Genomic DNA, 15,280 nt, shown 5'->3' with positions numbered 1-15,280 from the left:
CATAGTACTGGATCCCTTCAGTGGATTTTTTCGATCTGGTAATTATATCATAGAAATTTTGATTTATACGCTTATTAACGAAAAGCCATGCTTTTCGTTAATATAGAGCTGAAAGTTATTCAGTATTAACGAAACTGATAATAATGGTTAGCGCTAACAGAGCAGGTCAGTATGTGGATCAGCTTAGTGGATATAAAGCTTTCATACCGAATCTGTTGCCGCCTGTGCCTGACATCATTATGGATGACGAGATGTGGCAGCTTCTATCTCAGGCGGATCGTGCACTGGGTAGGCTAGATGGATCAACAGATGCTCTGCCTAACCCTGACCTATTTGTGTTTATGTATGTTCGCAAAGAAGCGGTTTTGTCGAGTCAGATTGAGGGAACACAGGCATCTTTGATAGATGTTCTGGAATTTGAATTCCAAACACTCGAACCAGATAATCCTCAAGAAGTGGCTGAGGTGGTTAACTATATCGCTGCTATTAACCACGGTCTTGAGCGCTTGAAGGATTTACCTGTGTGTTTGCGCCTGATTCGGGAAATACACCAGAAGTTAATGCAAGGAGTGCGAGGTTCTGAGCGAGCTCCAGGTGAGTTTCGTCGTACCCAGAATTGGATTGGTTCTAAAGGATGTTCCCTCAAAGACGCTACTTACGTTCCACCTCCACCCCATGAAATGGCACAAGCTTTAGATAATCTAGAAAAGTTTTTGTATGATTCAAAACCAATGCCCGCTTTGCTCAAAATTGGATTGGCTCATGCTCAGTTCGAGACAGTTCACCCTTTTCTTGATGGCAATGGCAGAACGGGGCGTCTACTAATTACATTTCTTCTATGTGAGCAGAATATACTCAAGCGCCCACTTTTATATCTCTCTTACTATTTCAAGAAATATCGCTCTGAATACTATGACCGACTTCAAGCTGTCAGAGATAGTGGCAATTGGGAAGGCTGGCTAAAGTTCTTTCTGCGTGGTGTTTACGAAGTCGCTCAAGAAGCGTCCGCTACTGCCCGCAACATAGTCACCATGAAGGAAGAACATCATCAACTACTCCTCAATACCATGGGTAATCGAGCCGGACAGGCTATAGTACTGCTAGATAGCCTTTATTTTAGACCAATTATCACTGTTGAACAGGTTCAAGAAATTATTAAACGCACATATCCTAATGCCAACAAATTAGTGAATGATCTGTGTGATGTTGGTCTTTTAGAAGAAATTACCGGGCAAAAACGTAATCGCGCTTTTGCTTACGCTCCATACTTAGATATTTTTAAGGAATCTTAGCAACTTCACCCTAAGTATTGATTCAACCCATCAATTGGATAGATTGCTAAATTATTCGCCTTGAAATTAATCACTAGTTTAATCCCTAGTTGAATGAATAATTTATAATTTAGAACTTAGAATTTATTCATTCTGCATTCTTCATTCTTAATTCTTCAGTTTTCAATTACTCTTTCTCAGTAAGCGCTGGAAAATCTGCAAGTTCTGATCGAGCCAATCGAGCCATTTCAGACTACTCGATAAAGATTTCGGTGGGTCGGAAATCAAGGTATCTAGAGCAATCAGGCGCTGGAAATTGATCTTGACTGGATCATCACGCTCTGTGGAACCGTCTTTGCGATAAAACTTGACACCAGCTTGTTGCTGCATAATGGTGATCAATTCTTGAGCAACGATACCGTAGCCAATGGTAGTGGGGTGAATGCCATCTAGGGTGAAGAAACCACCGCTGGTGCGACCAGTAGCATCGGATCTAAAAAAGCGAGTATCCGGTACTGGTGAAAGAGCTTCCAGTTCGGGTGGTAGCTGATAGGGAGTCCACCAATCTGGTCTGGCGTCGGGGTCTTCAATATAACGTCGATAAGCTAAGCAATCCAGTAATCCTGCTAATTCAAATAAATACCAATCTCGACCTTCTTTTCGAGCCTGACGTACAGCATCAGCAATATATTCGTTGTACTGGTCAATGACGCTATCAATTGCTCGGGCTTGTTGTGCGGTAATGTGCGGGTCACGGTTGGGGTCGAAATCTTCGTCGCTAATCCAAGGACGGGTGTAGTAGGGGAAGTATCGCGAGCCAGTAGCCATCTTATGTCCTACTCCACGACCAATGGGCGCAATGGTGACATGGGGAACTGTAGCCCAAATGACATGGCGAGCTTTAATTTGCTTGATTTGCTCCACTACTTGATCCAATTCAGCTTTGAAATCTTCCGGACACCAGACCGTAGGTCGCTGATTGGGCTGGGGTGCGTTCAATCGCGATCGCAACTCCATCTGACCTGTAGTTGAGCAATGCTGCCCATGGCATTATTCGCCCCAATCATGACCATGAGGGTTTCAATACCATCTCCCTGACCGTTTTCTAAACTTCCTTCTTGCCCTAGTGCTACCGCAGCTTGGACTGGGGTCAGTGCTTTACCCTCTGAATCCCGTGCGGAGTCCAAAACCCTCAATGCCCCATGTTCGTTAGCATTCTCAACGATTTGCCGCAATAGATCATCCGTTGGTGCCTGGATTGCGTTTCTGAGAGTATCTGCATCATTAGAGATAATGTCTGTGAGATTCCACCCATAAATAGCAAGATTATGGTTAATCCCTTTGTCCATAGCAACAGTAGAGCCAACGCCCCCTTGCCAACCAGGACCCCGTTCCCAATAATCTTCTATGTCATCCATCCATGCGCGGATTGAAAACAGAGCCGGTCCTAATTCCCACCACTGTATCTGGTCACCAAACTGTGCCTCTAACCGCCTAACTAAATACTCCAGATTCAGGGGCAATCCACCAAATTCACCATATTGGCTGGGACGGCGCAGGTGTTCTTCCCAACCCATTTCTTGAGCAATCATCATGGGATAGGACAGATCAGTTTTAAAAATTGCTCCATTCTGGACGCCCTGGCTGAGGGAATCACCAATCGTGACCAGTCGATGTCGGGGAGTGCCTGGCTGTTGGTTGACTTCAATACTTAATTCCGGACGGATACCCAGAGTAGGGTCTGTTTCCGGTGGACGCCCTTGAGGTTGGATAACATCCTTGACTTGATCTGGAGCGTCAAAGTCGAGCATGTCTTTGGTAAGCAAACGTTTGACCATAGTTGCCTGTTTATGAAAAAGAGTGATGATTAGTTATTATATAATTCACTGATGCTGAGGTTAATTCCAGAAAAGTAAGCATATGCGCTACGCGCACGCGTGCGCGTTCAGCTTCAGAGGTATGGCAATGTGATAAGCCCGTTTTTATCTGGGTTCTAAACACAGGTATTGCTTTAAAAGGCAAAAGGCAAGAGGCATGCATGCTAGACTGGAGTTTTATTGGATAATAAAAAAAGACCTCCTAGGTTTACATCTGATTTAGAAACACGCTTATCAGTTTTGAATTGGTTGAGGTACCTTGTCCTAGGTTTTAGGGAGGGAGTAGAGAGTAGGGAGTAGGGAGTAGGGAGTAGAGAACTTCGCAAGTGGAAAAAAATCCTGTTTACCTCATTACTATGATCAGCCCTATAATTTGCTGACAGCCTGGTAAGCAAAGAAACTAGAGACGTTAGATCTCGTTAATAAAGATTTGGTAGTTTCATATAAGATTAGGTTAAAACGGTAAAGAAGTGATTAATTCCCTGGATAATTCCAATATATACCCTACAAACTATGAATGCAAAACCTAGCATTAAACTCCCATGGATATTTATCCGTCATTTAAATAAGACTGTCTGGGTGATTTCTAGTCTTGCCCTACTGACAGTAGCTGCCGAATCGTCTTTAGGAGAACCCTCACCCCCTACCCCGACAACACTAACCCTAGAATCCCCTGCTCCTGAACTCCCAGTTACCCCTTCAGCCACCTCTTTATCTGATCATTTGAACAAAATTGGTGCTAAAATGTATGGGGCTTACTGGTGTCCCTATTGCACAAAGCAGAAGCAAATGTTTGGTGAGGCATTTAAGCAAATTAATTATATTGAATGTGACCGAAGGGCTGAAATCTCCCAAACTAACCTCTGTATTGAAGCGAAGATCAGAGCCTTTCCAACTTGGGAAATTAATGGTCGGTTTTACCCAGGTATGCTGTCCTTAGAGCAATTGGCTAAATTTTCAGGCTACTCAGCAGAAGGTGCTACAGAATCAATACCAGTGGTGGAGGAAGAACAAACAGAAAAATAAATAATAGCAATAGTGCAATGTTTTACCTTTAAAAACCTAAGGTAAGCAGTCAGCAGTCAGCAGTCAGCAGTCAGCTTATTTTATTCACAAGCTGTTCGGATCTCAAGTAGCGTGGCACAGGCTTCGACGCTGTGACCTAGCGCATTAGCTGATAGCTGATAGCTGATAGCTTAATCCTTACGGAACTCCCTAGGCTGAAAGCCCCGCGTTTTTAAACCGGGTTAGAAGTTACCGCAAGAATAGGGCAGCCTTTATGGTTGGTCGGCTATGCATAAAAGGTTTAAAACTTTATGATTAAGGCTGCCCTATTCTAAGGTTTCGTCTCCGGGATGAAAGCCCATAGCGACTTTAGTCGCCGTGAGAAAAGATGACTTGTGACAGTTTACGCTAAATACGTTAAGATAAAAATGTAACAGAAGAGGTCGAATTCTGATGATAATATTAGAGTTTAAAGCATACGGGAAGTTTTCTCAGTATCAAGCTATAGATGAGGCTATTCGGACAGTCAAATTTATTCGTAATAGCTGCATACGTCTATGGATGGATAACAAAGGGATAGGAAAATATGATCTTAGTAAGTACTCTAAGATACTAGCTAAAGAATTCCCGTTTGCAAATAAATTAAACTCTACTGCTCGCCAAGCTGCGGCTGAGAGAGCATGGTCATCAATATCTCGCTTCTTTGAGAACTGTAAAAAGAAAGTCTCTGGCAAAAAGGGCTATCCTCGTTTCCAGAAACGCTGTAGGTCGGTTGAGTATAAGCAGTCAGGATGGAAGTTATCTCCTGATCAAAAATCAATCACCTTCAGCGATAAAAAAGGGATTGGGAAGCTAAAGCTCAAAGGCACTTGGGACTTGTGGCGCTTCGATAAGAAGCAAATTAAGCGAGTTCGCATAGTCAAAAGAGCTGATGGGTACTATGTTCAGTTCTGCGTATCAGTAGATATAAAAGAAGATCTAGAGCCATCTAGAACAACTATTGGACTAGATGTAGGACTAAAAGACTTCTACACTGATTCTAATGGTCATCCTGAACCCAATCCCCGCTTCTATAGAAAAGGGGAAAAGCGATTAAAGTTTTATCAACGTCGAGTTTCTCGTAAAAAGAAAGGCTCATCTAACCGAAAGAAAGCCATTAATAGATTAGGTAGACAGCACCTCAAAATAAGTAGGCAGCGTGAAGAACATGCAAAGAGACTTGCACGTTGCGTAGTCCGATCTAACGATCTGGTAGCCTATGAAGACTTGAGGGTTAAAAACCTGGTTAAAAACCATTGTCTAGCTAAATCTATTAATGACGCAGGTTGGTATCAATTTAGGAAATGGTTAGAACACTTTGGCAAAAAGTTTAGCAGAGTCACCGTTGCGGTGAATCCTGACTATACAAGCCAAAATTGTTCTGAATGCGGTGAGGTGGTCAAAAAGTCTTTGTCTACTAGAACCCATATCTGTAAGTGTGGATGTGAGTTAGATAGAGACCACAACGCTGCAATAAACATTCTTAAAAGAGCCTTGGGTACGGTGGGGCACACCGGAACCTGGATCATAGATCCGAACGCTTCGGGAGATCTAACCTCTACTGTTCTTGGTTCCGGCCAGGTTCAGCAAGTCGGGTCGTTGAGCGAAGAATCCCCGCGTCTTTAGACCGGGGAGTGTCAAATCTAGGGATTATTTAATAATAGAAAATGTTACCGATTTCCTGGCGAAAACAAAAAACGTTGTAATATCTATCCAAATGCCTTTTGCTGTGGCTAATCGCTCAACGGCTGCAAAGAATTCATTTTTGAATTGTGCTAATTTATCTGGAGAAAGCTGGAAAATTTCCGCGCCAAAGGCACTCTTTGAGTTTCCCCGCCAAGAGTTTGCTGCTACTGTTTTAATATCACTGCTGTAGTAACCAAGTTGATCGGTTTTGACGTTGATGTCTTGAAAACCTGCTTCGGTGAGTAGCTGGTGACATTTCTCGGGACTACCAAGGGGTCCATTGGGATTAGGAATTACAATGCCATAGTCTCGTGCTTTTTCTCGAAACAGACCCCCTGTGGGGAAGGCGTTTGCGGCAAAACAGGAAAATCCGACTAATCCTCCTGGTTTTAGGAAGCGATACCACTGGCGTAAAGCAGCAGGGATATCTGTTAAGTATACAATGGCTGAAGAACATAGAATCCTATCGAAACTATTATCTTGGAAGTTGAAATTTTCTGCATCTGCTTCTATAAATTCGATGTTGTTGAGACCTTCGGCTTTAACTTTTCGTTGGGCTAGATTGAGCATGCCTGAGGAAATATCTACACCGACAACAGCTCCAGAAGCACCGACAATTTTGGCGGCAAGAATTGCTACTAAACCTGTGCCGGTAGCAATATCTAGAATTCGTTGTCCAGTTTTCAGGTGGGATAGTTCTACTAGACCCTTGGCTAGCCGAGGGTGAAAGCTTCCTTGATCATAGTTTGGTCTGGTGTTAAAGTCAGCTTTAACGTTTTCTTTGAACTCATTTATACTTATCTGGTGTTTCATGCTTGGTGGAAATGGAAAATCTGATAACTAGAAAATATAATAACTAGCTTAACTACAATGAAGGAGGCTTTATCACTTCAAAGTCTGACTCATCTAGAGATAGTATAAATGGTTGATCATTCTGCTCAAATGGATTTTCCTCTAATCTGACTATCCAACGACCGGATTCTTCCTGTGCTTCAATACGACCCGAAAGACCCGCAACATAATCAGGATAAATCACTCGAACTAAGGTTCCTACTTTGAGCATCTCAATCACTATCTATACTCCCAATGTCCACCTGATTTTACCTTTAATTAACCAAATCTTAAATTTAAATTGTTACAATACCAGATTAGGTTATTCCAAATCAGCTCACTATTTTCCCCCAAGCCAGTCAGGAGGATTGATCCTCACCGGGGAAGAGTGTGGGTAGTGTGGGTAGTGTGGGTAGTGTGGGTAGTGTGGGGGGGAGAGTTCAAGGATGCCTAGACACAACGGTTAATGATAATGCGATCGCACAAAAGTTAATGCCAATGGTTAATACTAATGGGATGCTCAGCAAAGAGCCGCTATGCCATCGCACCATAGCATCTCTTTTATACTGATCCGAATTTTCCTAGTTCCTATTCCTTTTATAGTAACTACTACTGATAACTGACCGCTTGAAAAACCTGTTCAGCATTTAACCTTAACTCTGGAAAGGTTGAGGATAAAATACGGTTAGCTCCTCGGAACTGACTAACGTTATATTCGCCATCTATCAATTGGTAAACCGATAAAGTAGGTTGTTTGGGATTGCCAATAAATCGCCTACCACCTAAGAGGTTGTCTCATCGCTATTCCCAATTCCCAGGGCGTAGCGCTATCACTAAATAACTTAGACCTTGCTCAGCTAACTTTAAAATCAGAAATCGTCTCAATCCATACCCGTGCTCCACAATTTAGGGGATCATCTGGGCGATACATGACCCGACAAGGGCCATTGACTTCAACCGTATGACCATAAATGTTTTTAGAGCCACGTTTTACGGTAATCACCGGATTGCGTTCGCCGGTGTTGTGATTTTGGCGAATCACTTTTTGATTCACGTGGATCACAGCTTTAGTGTACTGTGTACGCTTTGACCAATTCCGCTTCGGTCCACGAGTACCAGGGGTGACCACTGGCATACCGTCAAATAAGGGAATCACCCAAGTTCTACCAACCTTATACGCTCCTTTGACTCTGCCCTTGCTCAAAAGGAAACGGACGCGAGTGGCAGAGATACCTAGTAATTCAGCGGCTTGTGCGGTAGAAATCATCATGGCGAAAAACCATTGTTTTAACGATATTGTTACTTTAACACAATTTTTGAAAAGATGCAATGGGTTATATAGGTGATGTGGGTGTTTGAAAAAAAACTATTGCATTGTCGCAAGGTGCAGTAAGTGTGGTAAGGGTGGTTAGAAAAAACTATTGCACTATCACAAGGGGTGATAAGGGTGTTAAGCGTGGAAACTTTAAAAAAACTATTGCACTGTCGCAATTAAGTCTTGATTTGAGAATGACAGGACTTACGCACTCAGATATATAAAATCTCCCGATTCCCGATTCCCGATTCCCGATTCCCGATTCCCGATTCCCGATTCCCTGTTCCCTGTTCCCTGTTCCCTCAACAAAAAAAAATTCGGTCAAGTCCTGGTTAATTCCAATGCTTGACCGAATTATTTCTTTTAATAGTCAAGAGCCCTAGGATTCTTGACTATATGTTCACCAAATCAACAACATACCAACTTAGGTTTCAGACTTCGTACTTTCTCCTGAGTTTTGACCTGTCGCCAGGGATTGGCATCCCTGGCAAGTTGCTATCTTAATCTACCAACAGATGTCGAATCAATATACTGATCACCTCACCAGAATTTCCGGTAGGTTGAGGAGTGCTCCACTCATGAACTTGTGCGTAGCCACGGCTATAAAGATTATAGATTGTGACCCGCACGGTTTTGGGAGAACCGATCAATATATGTTTGATTTGCTCCCGTCCTGGCTGGGCTTGGCCAGATAATTCAGGGAGATTAGGATTGTTGGGATTATACTCAAAAGTTGCGAGAAAGTTTTCGATGTCCATAAGTTTTTTTGTTGTTTTTTGGGACAATTTTATTATAGATAAATATTTTTTATTTTGTCAACTATTTTGACATTTTTTAAATTAGCGGTAAAAATTTTTTTTAGGGTTATTTAAAAAAAAGCGATCGCTTTTAGCGTGGCCTACGGCCAATCGCGTAGCGTCATATTCGATGAATTTATTAGTTTTAAACTTATAATAAGCTGTTTAAGCATCATTTATTACTTAGTCAACATCATATTTTTTTAAATTAATACGGTAATTATGGTATAGTATTTGAGTTAGAGTTTAATTCTGGGATAGCATTTAATTTGATAGAATAATTATGTGTTCGCGTAGCTTATCTTTCAGAGTATCGAACTTTCTATCGCATTTACTAGATTGATCCCCCCCAGCCCCCCTTAATAAGGGGGGAGCCCGGAAATCTATCTGAAAAGTCCCCCTTATTAAGGGGGATAATGGGGGATCCAAATCCATGCAAAAAACCCGACTCCCTAAATTGCTATAGTTAAACTAATCGAACATAATTACCAATAAATTATCTTAGCTTTAAAAGTATAGTGTAGCTGCCATGCCATCACTTATCTGTTAGTTGAGATCATTAAGTTTATTAAATTAATCCCGTAATACTGGGATAGCATTTAAGTTGAGAGTTTAATTATGGGATAGCATTTAAGTTGAGAGAATAATTATGTGTTATAGTAGGGGATATTTCAGAGTATCGAACTTTCTATCGCATTTACTAGATTGATCCCCCCCAGCCCCCCTTAGCTAAGGGGGGAGCCTGGAAATCTATCTGAAAAGTCCCCCTTATTAAGGGGGATAATGGGGGATCCAAACCCACGCAAAAAACCTGTTACCTACTCCCTACTCCCTACTCCCTACTCCCTACTCCCTACTCCCTACTCCCTACTCCCTACTCCCTACTCCCTACTCCCTACTCCCTACTCCCTACTCCCTAAATTGTTATAATTAATATAATTAACGATAACTAGAGATCAATGATAGAACCCTTGTCAGTATTAGCCGGTTGGGCAATCCCGAAAATAGGGGAATCGTTGTTAGAGATTGTTTCGGGACAAGGATGGGATAGCTTAAGTCAAGCTCTGAGTAAAAGCGATGTAGAGAAGGCAATCAAAGCGGGAGAAGAGGCAGTTAAGCAATGGGAAAAACAACGGGATCCGAGCCAGCGCTTATTTTTTCGCGCTAGACCGGATGGCTGGAATGGAGTTAATAATTTTTTGCGCGACTATTTTACTAATTCGGCTGTTGTGGCGGAATTACAGAAACCCTTACTTAATCAAGGTAAGCCTGATCGGGAGATTTTAAGCACGGTATTTCAACAGCAAGCTGAAGCCAATGACATTAAACTGAATCAAGATAGTATTAAGCCTTGGATAGAGAAATTTATTAATGCTTATTTTCAGCAGACGGATACTTATCTAAAATTTCAGGTAGCTAAACAGGATTATTGTGAGCAGCTAGCTAACTGGTTTGATGATGTTAAATTTGCTGGCATTGCTGTGCCTGGGCAAGAAGTAGAAAAATCGGAGAAGTTAGCGCAAATTTTTGTAATGCCAGATGTGGTGGAAGACCTATCAACTGCTGGCGCTTGGGAACGGGATTGGTTAGCAGCTGGTAGTGGGGAAACCTCAGAAATAGCACTATTGGCAAAGACAACTGGCCGGAAATTCTTGGCGGAGCAGTTATTGAGCCAAAGTCAGTCGAGACGAGTGGTGATATTGGGTGCGCCAGGCTCGGGAAAAACCACCTTGATGAGTTATTTTGCAGTAATGTTGGCTCAGCAAAATCCTGAGATTTTAGGATTAGATGCTGATACGGACTGGCTACCGATTTTAATTAGGATGCGAGATTTTGCGATAAATCTCGATAAAAGCCTGATCGACTATGCTCGGGTATTTGCTGAAAACACGATGTCAGTGAAACCGTTACCAGTAGGATTTTTTGAGCATTGGTTGTCTGATGGTAGGGCGTTGATATTGCTAGATGGTTTGGATGAAGTCGCAGAAGACGCTAAACGGAATGATGTAGTCAGGCGCATCGAGAATTTTTTGGGACAGTTTGACAGAAATCGCGCTATTATTACATCTAGACCGGCTGGCTATCGGCGCGACTTTTTCCGCACTGAGGAATTTCCCCACTATCAAATTGAACCGTTTGATGATCAGAAGATTTCAGCGTTTATTGATAACTGGTATAACAGCAGGTTTCAAGACCAAGCCGAAGCTGAAAGGCGCAAGCAGAGTTTACAAAAGGCTCTGGATGATAATGACAGGATTAAGCTATTGGCACGGAATCCGTTATTGTTGACAATTATTGCATTAATTCATCGGTATCAAGCCGTATTGCCCAAAGAACGGTTTGAGCTTTATAATTGCGCTGTCAAAACTTTGTTAACCTCTTGGGATGCTAACAAAGAAATCAGCAGTCATGGAATATTTAAGTATCTAGATTTATATGATTTGCGCCGATTGATGGAATTGTTGGCTTATTGGATTCATACCCAGGGCAATGTTGAAGATAACGACAGTGGCACCTTACTTGACCGGGATGATTTGATTGATCAGTTGAGTCAGCAGATTAAAACCTTGAAGCAGGTGCAATTATACCAAGCTGAAGAAGAAGCAGAGGCATTTGTAACGTTGATTCGCGATCGCACGGGTTTATTGAATGAGCAAGGGCAAAATTGTTATGGATTTGTCCATAAGACGTTTCAGGAATATTTGTGTGCTGAAGATATTGACTATCAGGCGGATAATGAGGGATATTTTGGGATTGTTTTGGATGAGATTCGAAAACATTTGCATGACTCCCACTGGCGCGAGGTGTTACTATTGCTGATAGCACAACAAAAACCGAAAAAGGCGGCGAGGGCGATTCGGGTAGTTTTGACTAATAAGAGTAACTATGAGCAGTGGTTGCATCGTGATTTGTTGTTTGCTGGTAGTTGTTTGGCAGAAGACCCGAAGAATTTGCGTGGTGCTGCTCCTGAGTTGGTACAAGAGATTTTGAAGCGGTTGTTTGAGTTAGAAGTGAGTAGTAAAGATCGGGTTGGTGAGAGGGTTGATGAGCAGGTTTTTCAGATAATTTGTAGTTTATATGAAACCGATTTTCAAGCACAGGTATTGGAATTGTTAGAACAGCAATCCCATCGAATTGATGAGTGGCGATTGCTTAACTACCGAGCTGAGTTAGGGGAAAAAGATCAGGTAATTAAAATATTGTTGACACGGCTAAAGGATGATGATTTTGATGTACGTTGGAGGGCAGCCGATGCTTTGGGTGAATTGGGCAATAGCTCAGAAACCGTAGTCAACGCCCTCTTAGCAAGGTTTCAGGATGAGAATTCTGATGTGCGTTGGAGGGTAGCCATAGCCTTGGGCGAATTGGGCAATAGCTCAGAAACCGTAGTAAGGGCTCTAATTGCACGACTTCAGGATTCTGATGCTAGTGTGCGTGAGAGGGCAGCCGTGGCCTTGGGCAAATTGTGCAACAGGTCAGAAACTGTAGTAAGGGCTCTAATCGCAAGGCTTCAGGATCCCGATGCTAGTGTGCGTGGGGGGGCAGCCTATGGCTTAGGCAAATTGGGCAATAGTTCAGAAACCGTAGTCAACGCCCTCCTAGCAAGGCTTCAGGATCCCGATGCTGGTGTACGTGGGGGGGCAGCCGATGCCTTGAGCAGATTGGGTAATAGCTCAGAAACCATAGTCAACGCCCTCCTAGCACAGCTTCAGGATCCCGATGTTGGTGTGCGTCGGTGGACAGCCTTGGCCTTAGGTAAATTGGGCAACAGTTCAGAAACCGTAGTCAAGGTCGTCCTAGCACAGCTTCAGGATGATGATTCTCGTGTACGTCGGTGGGCAGCCATAGCCTTGGGTAAATTAGGCAACAGCTCAGAACCGGTAGTCAACGCCCTCTTACCAAGGCTTCAGGATGAGCATTATCGTGTGCGTCGGTGGGCAAGCGAAGCCTTAGGTCAATTGGGCAAAACATCTAATCATATTCTCCCTACTGTAATTGAATGGATTGAACAACACCAGGATTCCGACTATGTGGGCAGTGGTATTGATGTGCTGTGGGATTTAGTTGTAGGTGAGGAATAGATCATAGCCCTCTGTGTTATAGTTTTTAAGGCTAATAATCTTATCCCCAACACTGAAGCGATCGCAATCCCCTCACGACCATGGAACAGTCGCCATCCCTGGAACATGCCCTTAAACATTTCTTTGGTCACGACTGTTTCCGTCCAGGACAGCGACAGATTATTGAAGAGGCGCTGCAAAATCAGGATTTACTGATAATAATGCCCACTGGCGGTGGTAAATCCTTGTGCTATCAACTGCCAGCGCTACTGAAACCCGGATTAACCGTTGTGGTATCTCCTCTGATTTCCTTGATGCAAGACCAAGTGACATCTTTGGAAGATAATGGCATTGGGGCTACCTTTATCAATAGCACCTTGAGCTTCAAACAAATGCGATCGCGGGAAGCTGCTATCCTTGAGGGTAAGATAAAATTACTCTACGTATCACCAGAACGGTTACTAGCAGAGCAGTTTATCCCATTTTTGGATAGAGTGCGATCGCAAATCGGTATTCCCACCTTTGCCATTGATGAAGCTCACTGCGTCTCACAATGGGGGCATGATTTCCGCCCAGAATACCGGCAACTAAAACTATTACGTCACCGCTATCCCCATAGCTCAGTGCTGGCCCTGACCGCTACTGCTACCAATCGAGTCCAACAGGACATTATCCAACAACTAGCATTGCGACAGCCCAAGGTTCACATCGCTAGTTTCAATCGCCCTAACCTTTACTACGACGTTCAACCAAAACAACGGCAAAGCTATAAACAGTTATTACAACACATCCGTTCTCACCAAGGTTCTGGTATTGTCTACTGTACGAGCCGCCGTTCCGTAGACGAAGTGGCTTTCCGGTTACAGAATGATGGCATTTCTGCCCTACCTTACCATGGCGGAATGACGGATAAGGCTAGGGCAACCAATCAAAATCGGTTTATCCGGGATGATGTGCGGGTAATCGTAGCTACGGTAGCCTTTGGGATGGGAATTAATAAGCCAGATGTACGCTTTGTGATTCACTACGATTTACCTCGTAACATCGAAAGTTATTACCAGGAATCGGGACGAGCAGGACGGGATGGGGAACCAGCTACATGTACGGTTTTATATAGCGCTAGTGATATCTCAAAGCTTCATTATCTGATTGATCAAAAGCCCGATCCCAAAGAACAACGGATTGCCTATCAACAGTTAAATCAGATTGTTGACTACGCAGAAGGCACAGATTGTCGCCGCCGGATTTTGCTGGGCTACTTTGGTGAGCGGTTTCCAGGGAATTGTGAGAAATGTGATAACTGTTGCTATCCTAAGCCACTAGAAGATTGGACTATTGAAGCTCAAAAATTCCTCTCTTGTGTAGCCCGGTGTCGGGAACGGTTTGGCATGAACCACATTATTCAAGTGTTGCGGGGCTCAAAAAGTAAGAAAATTGAGCAATATGGCCATCACTTACTCTCTACTTATGGTATTGGTAAGGATAGAACTGTAGAAGCTTGGAAAATTCTAGTGCGATCGCTTTTGCACCAGGGATTAGTAGACCAAACCACCGATGGCTACTCTGTGCTGAAGCTCAATAAACTAAGTTGGGAAATCCTGCGCAAACAACGTTCTGTTTATGTTCCCATTTCCCAGTCATCTGTAGAAAAAGCCTTAGGAGAAATTAACCCTAGAGCAGTTGAAGCGGAGCTTCTGCTAGAGAAACTGCGGAAACTAAGGAAACAGCTAGCTGACCGGCAATCGATTCCGCCCTATGTAGTGTTTGCCGATTCCACACTGAAACTGATGGCACAGATGAAACCCAAAACCTTAGAGCAATTTGCCAAACTTTCCGGTGTGACTCAGTATAAAGTCACCCAGTATGGCGAGCAATTTATTTCAGAAATTCGGGCATTTTGTCAAGAGCAAAAACTACCAGAACCCCTGCCCTCCAGTACCTATATGAAAACGCTGCAATTCTATCAACAAGGGTTAAGTGTAGAGGAAATTGCTAAACAACGAGGGTATACTACCAGAACTATAATAGATCATTTGAGCCAATTAATTGAAATGAATCAGCCAGTGGATTTAAAACGACTGGTACCATTGGAACGCCATGAGCCAATTATTACAGCCATTGAAAAAGTGGGTGATCAGTATCTGAAACAATTACGGGAATATTTAGGAGAAAGTTACTCCTATGACGACATTAAACTAGTCCGTGCTTGGTGGCGACGGCAGGGTAATTGATATATTTATTGCTATCCGCAGCACTAGAGATGATTATGAATTGACATCCTCCCACCGCGCTCATCGGAGATTATAGCGGGGGATTCCTAAGACTCACGACTTAGGTTTCTGCTTCCTTCTCCCTTTTGGAGAGTTTCTCACACCAGCCTTCCGAGATTTGCTCTCCT

General features: G+C 43.1%; 14 protein-coding genes and 1 pseudogene. 7 read left to right on the top strand and 8 right to left on the bottom strand.

Translation table 11 applies throughout. The features are described from left to right. The first annotated feature begins 143 nt into the window (after positions 1-143). Positions 144-1,292 (top strand): Fic family protein, encoded by a 1,149-nt coding sequence (locus F6K51_RS23815; protein WP_293024859.1) that lies wholly within the window; start codon positions 144-146, stop codon positions 1,290-1,292. A gap of 162 nt (positions 1,293-1,454) precedes the next feature. Here F6K51_RS23815 and F6K51_RS23810 read toward each other — a convergent pair whose 3' ends face one another. The 3 genes from F6K51_RS23810 to F6K51_RS23800 form a co-directional block, all read right to left on the bottom strand. Next, positions 1,455-2,282, bottom strand: a complete 828-nt coding sequence (locus tag F6K51_RS23810) for a hypothetical protein (protein WP_293024857.1) — start codon at positions 2,280-2,282, stop codon at positions 1,455-1,457. After that, positions 2,267-3,109, bottom strand: coding sequence for a hypothetical protein (locus F6K51_RS23805; RefSeq protein ID WP_293024855.1), 843 nt, complete (start codon positions 3,107-3,109; stop codon positions 2,267-2,269). Before F6K51_RS23805 ends, F6K51_RS23810 begins: the two co-directional genes overlap by 16 nt. A 203-nt stretch (positions 3,110-3,312) precedes the next feature. Further along, on the bottom strand, positions 3,313-3,474 hold the full coding sequence (locus F6K51_RS23800; RefSeq protein WP_293024853.1) for a hypothetical protein: 162 nt from the start codon (positions 3,472-3,474) through the stop codon (positions 3,313-3,315). Positions 3,475-3,661: 187 nt separating this feature from the next. Between F6K51_RS23800 and F6K51_RS23795 the strand changes: the two genes are divergently transcribed. Then, a complete protein-coding gene (locus F6K51_RS23795) occupies positions 3,662-4,174 on the top strand; it encodes a hypothetical protein (protein ID WP_293024851.1) in 513 nt (170 codons plus the stop codon). Between the two features lie 432 nt (positions 4,175-4,606). Further along, positions 4,607-5,818, top strand: coding sequence for an RNA-guided endonuclease TnpB family protein (locus tag F6K51_RS23790; protein ID WP_293024849.1), 1,212 nt, complete (start codon positions 4,607-4,609; stop codon positions 5,816-5,818). A gap of 24 nt (positions 5,819-5,842) precedes the next feature. Here F6K51_RS23790 and F6K51_RS23785 read toward each other — a convergent pair whose 3' ends face one another. Together F6K51_RS23785 and F6K51_RS23780 are read right to left on the bottom strand one after the other, a co-directional pair. Next, the gene (locus F6K51_RS23785; protein WP_293024847.1) at positions 5,843-6,691 is read right to left on the bottom strand and encodes a class I SAM-dependent methyltransferase; all 849 of its coding nucleotides are present in this window, start codon (positions 6,689-6,691) and stop codon (positions 5,843-5,845) included. A 52-nt stretch (positions 6,692-6,743) separates the two neighbouring features. Beyond that, positions 6,744-6,941 (bottom strand): hypothetical protein, encoded by a 198-nt coding sequence (locus F6K51_RS23780; protein ID WP_075905805.1) that lies wholly within the window; start codon positions 6,939-6,941, stop codon positions 6,744-6,746. A gap of 158 nt (positions 6,942-7,099) precedes the next feature. Here F6K51_RS23780 and F6K51_RS23775 point away from each other — a divergent pair, with 158 nt between their 5' ends. Further along, positions 7,100-7,279: a hypothetical protein gene (locus F6K51_RS23775; RefSeq protein WP_293024844.1), complete on the top strand. Its 180-nt coding sequence runs from the start codon at positions 7,100-7,102 to the stop codon at positions 7,277-7,279. A 39-nt stretch (positions 7,280-7,318) separates the two neighbouring features. On the opposite strand, the pseudogene F6K51_RS23770 reads toward F6K51_RS23775, so the two are convergent. The 3 genes and pseudogenes from F6K51_RS23770 to F6K51_RS23760 all read right to left on the bottom strand — a co-directional run. Then, positions 7,319-7,495 (bottom strand): annotated as a pseudogene (locus F6K51_RS23770) (Uma2 family endonuclease); the annotation flags it as partial. A 67-nt stretch (positions 7,496-7,562) separates the two neighbouring features. Next, complete coding sequence (locus F6K51_RS23765) at positions 7,563-7,979, bottom strand: helix-turn-helix domain-containing protein (protein WP_293024842.1); 417 nt, start codon at positions 7,977-7,979, stop codon at positions 7,563-7,565. Between the two features lie 545 nt (positions 7,980-8,524). Then, positions 8,525-8,782, bottom strand: a complete 258-nt coding sequence (locus tag F6K51_RS23760; RefSeq protein WP_293024840.1) for a hypothetical protein — start codon at positions 8,780-8,782, stop codon at positions 8,525-8,527. Between the two features lie 822 nt (positions 8,783-9,604). Here F6K51_RS23760 and F6K51_RS23755 point away from each other — a divergent pair. The 3 genes from F6K51_RS23755 (at position 9,605) to recQ (ending at position 15,113) form a co-directional block, all read left to right on the top strand. Beyond that, a complete protein-coding gene (locus tag F6K51_RS23755) occupies positions 9,605-9,751 on the top strand; it encodes a hypothetical protein (RefSeq protein WP_293024838.1) in 147 nt (48 codons plus the stop codon). 29 nt (positions 9,752-9,780) lie between these two features. Next, positions 9,781-12,903, top strand: coding sequence for a sister chromatid cohesion protein PDS5 (locus F6K51_RS23750; protein ID WP_293024836.1), 3,123 nt, complete (start codon positions 9,781-9,783; stop codon positions 12,901-12,903). Positions 12,904-12,983: 80 nt separating this feature from the next. Next, positions 12,984-15,113, top strand: a complete 2,130-nt coding sequence (gene recQ / locus F6K51_RS23745; RefSeq protein ID WP_293024834.1) for a DNA helicase RecQ — start codon at positions 12,984-12,986, stop codon at positions 15,111-15,113. The last annotated feature ends 167 nt before the right edge of the window (positions 15,114-15,280 follow it).

Origin of the sequence: Moorena sp. SIO3I8 (assembly GCF_010692325.1) — a bacterium.
In the GTDB taxonomy this organism is placed as follows: domain Bacteria; phylum Cyanobacteriota; class Cyanobacteriia; order Cyanobacteriales; family Coleofasciculaceae; genus Moorena.
This window is presented reverse-complemented; position numbering and strand designations above follow the sequence as displayed.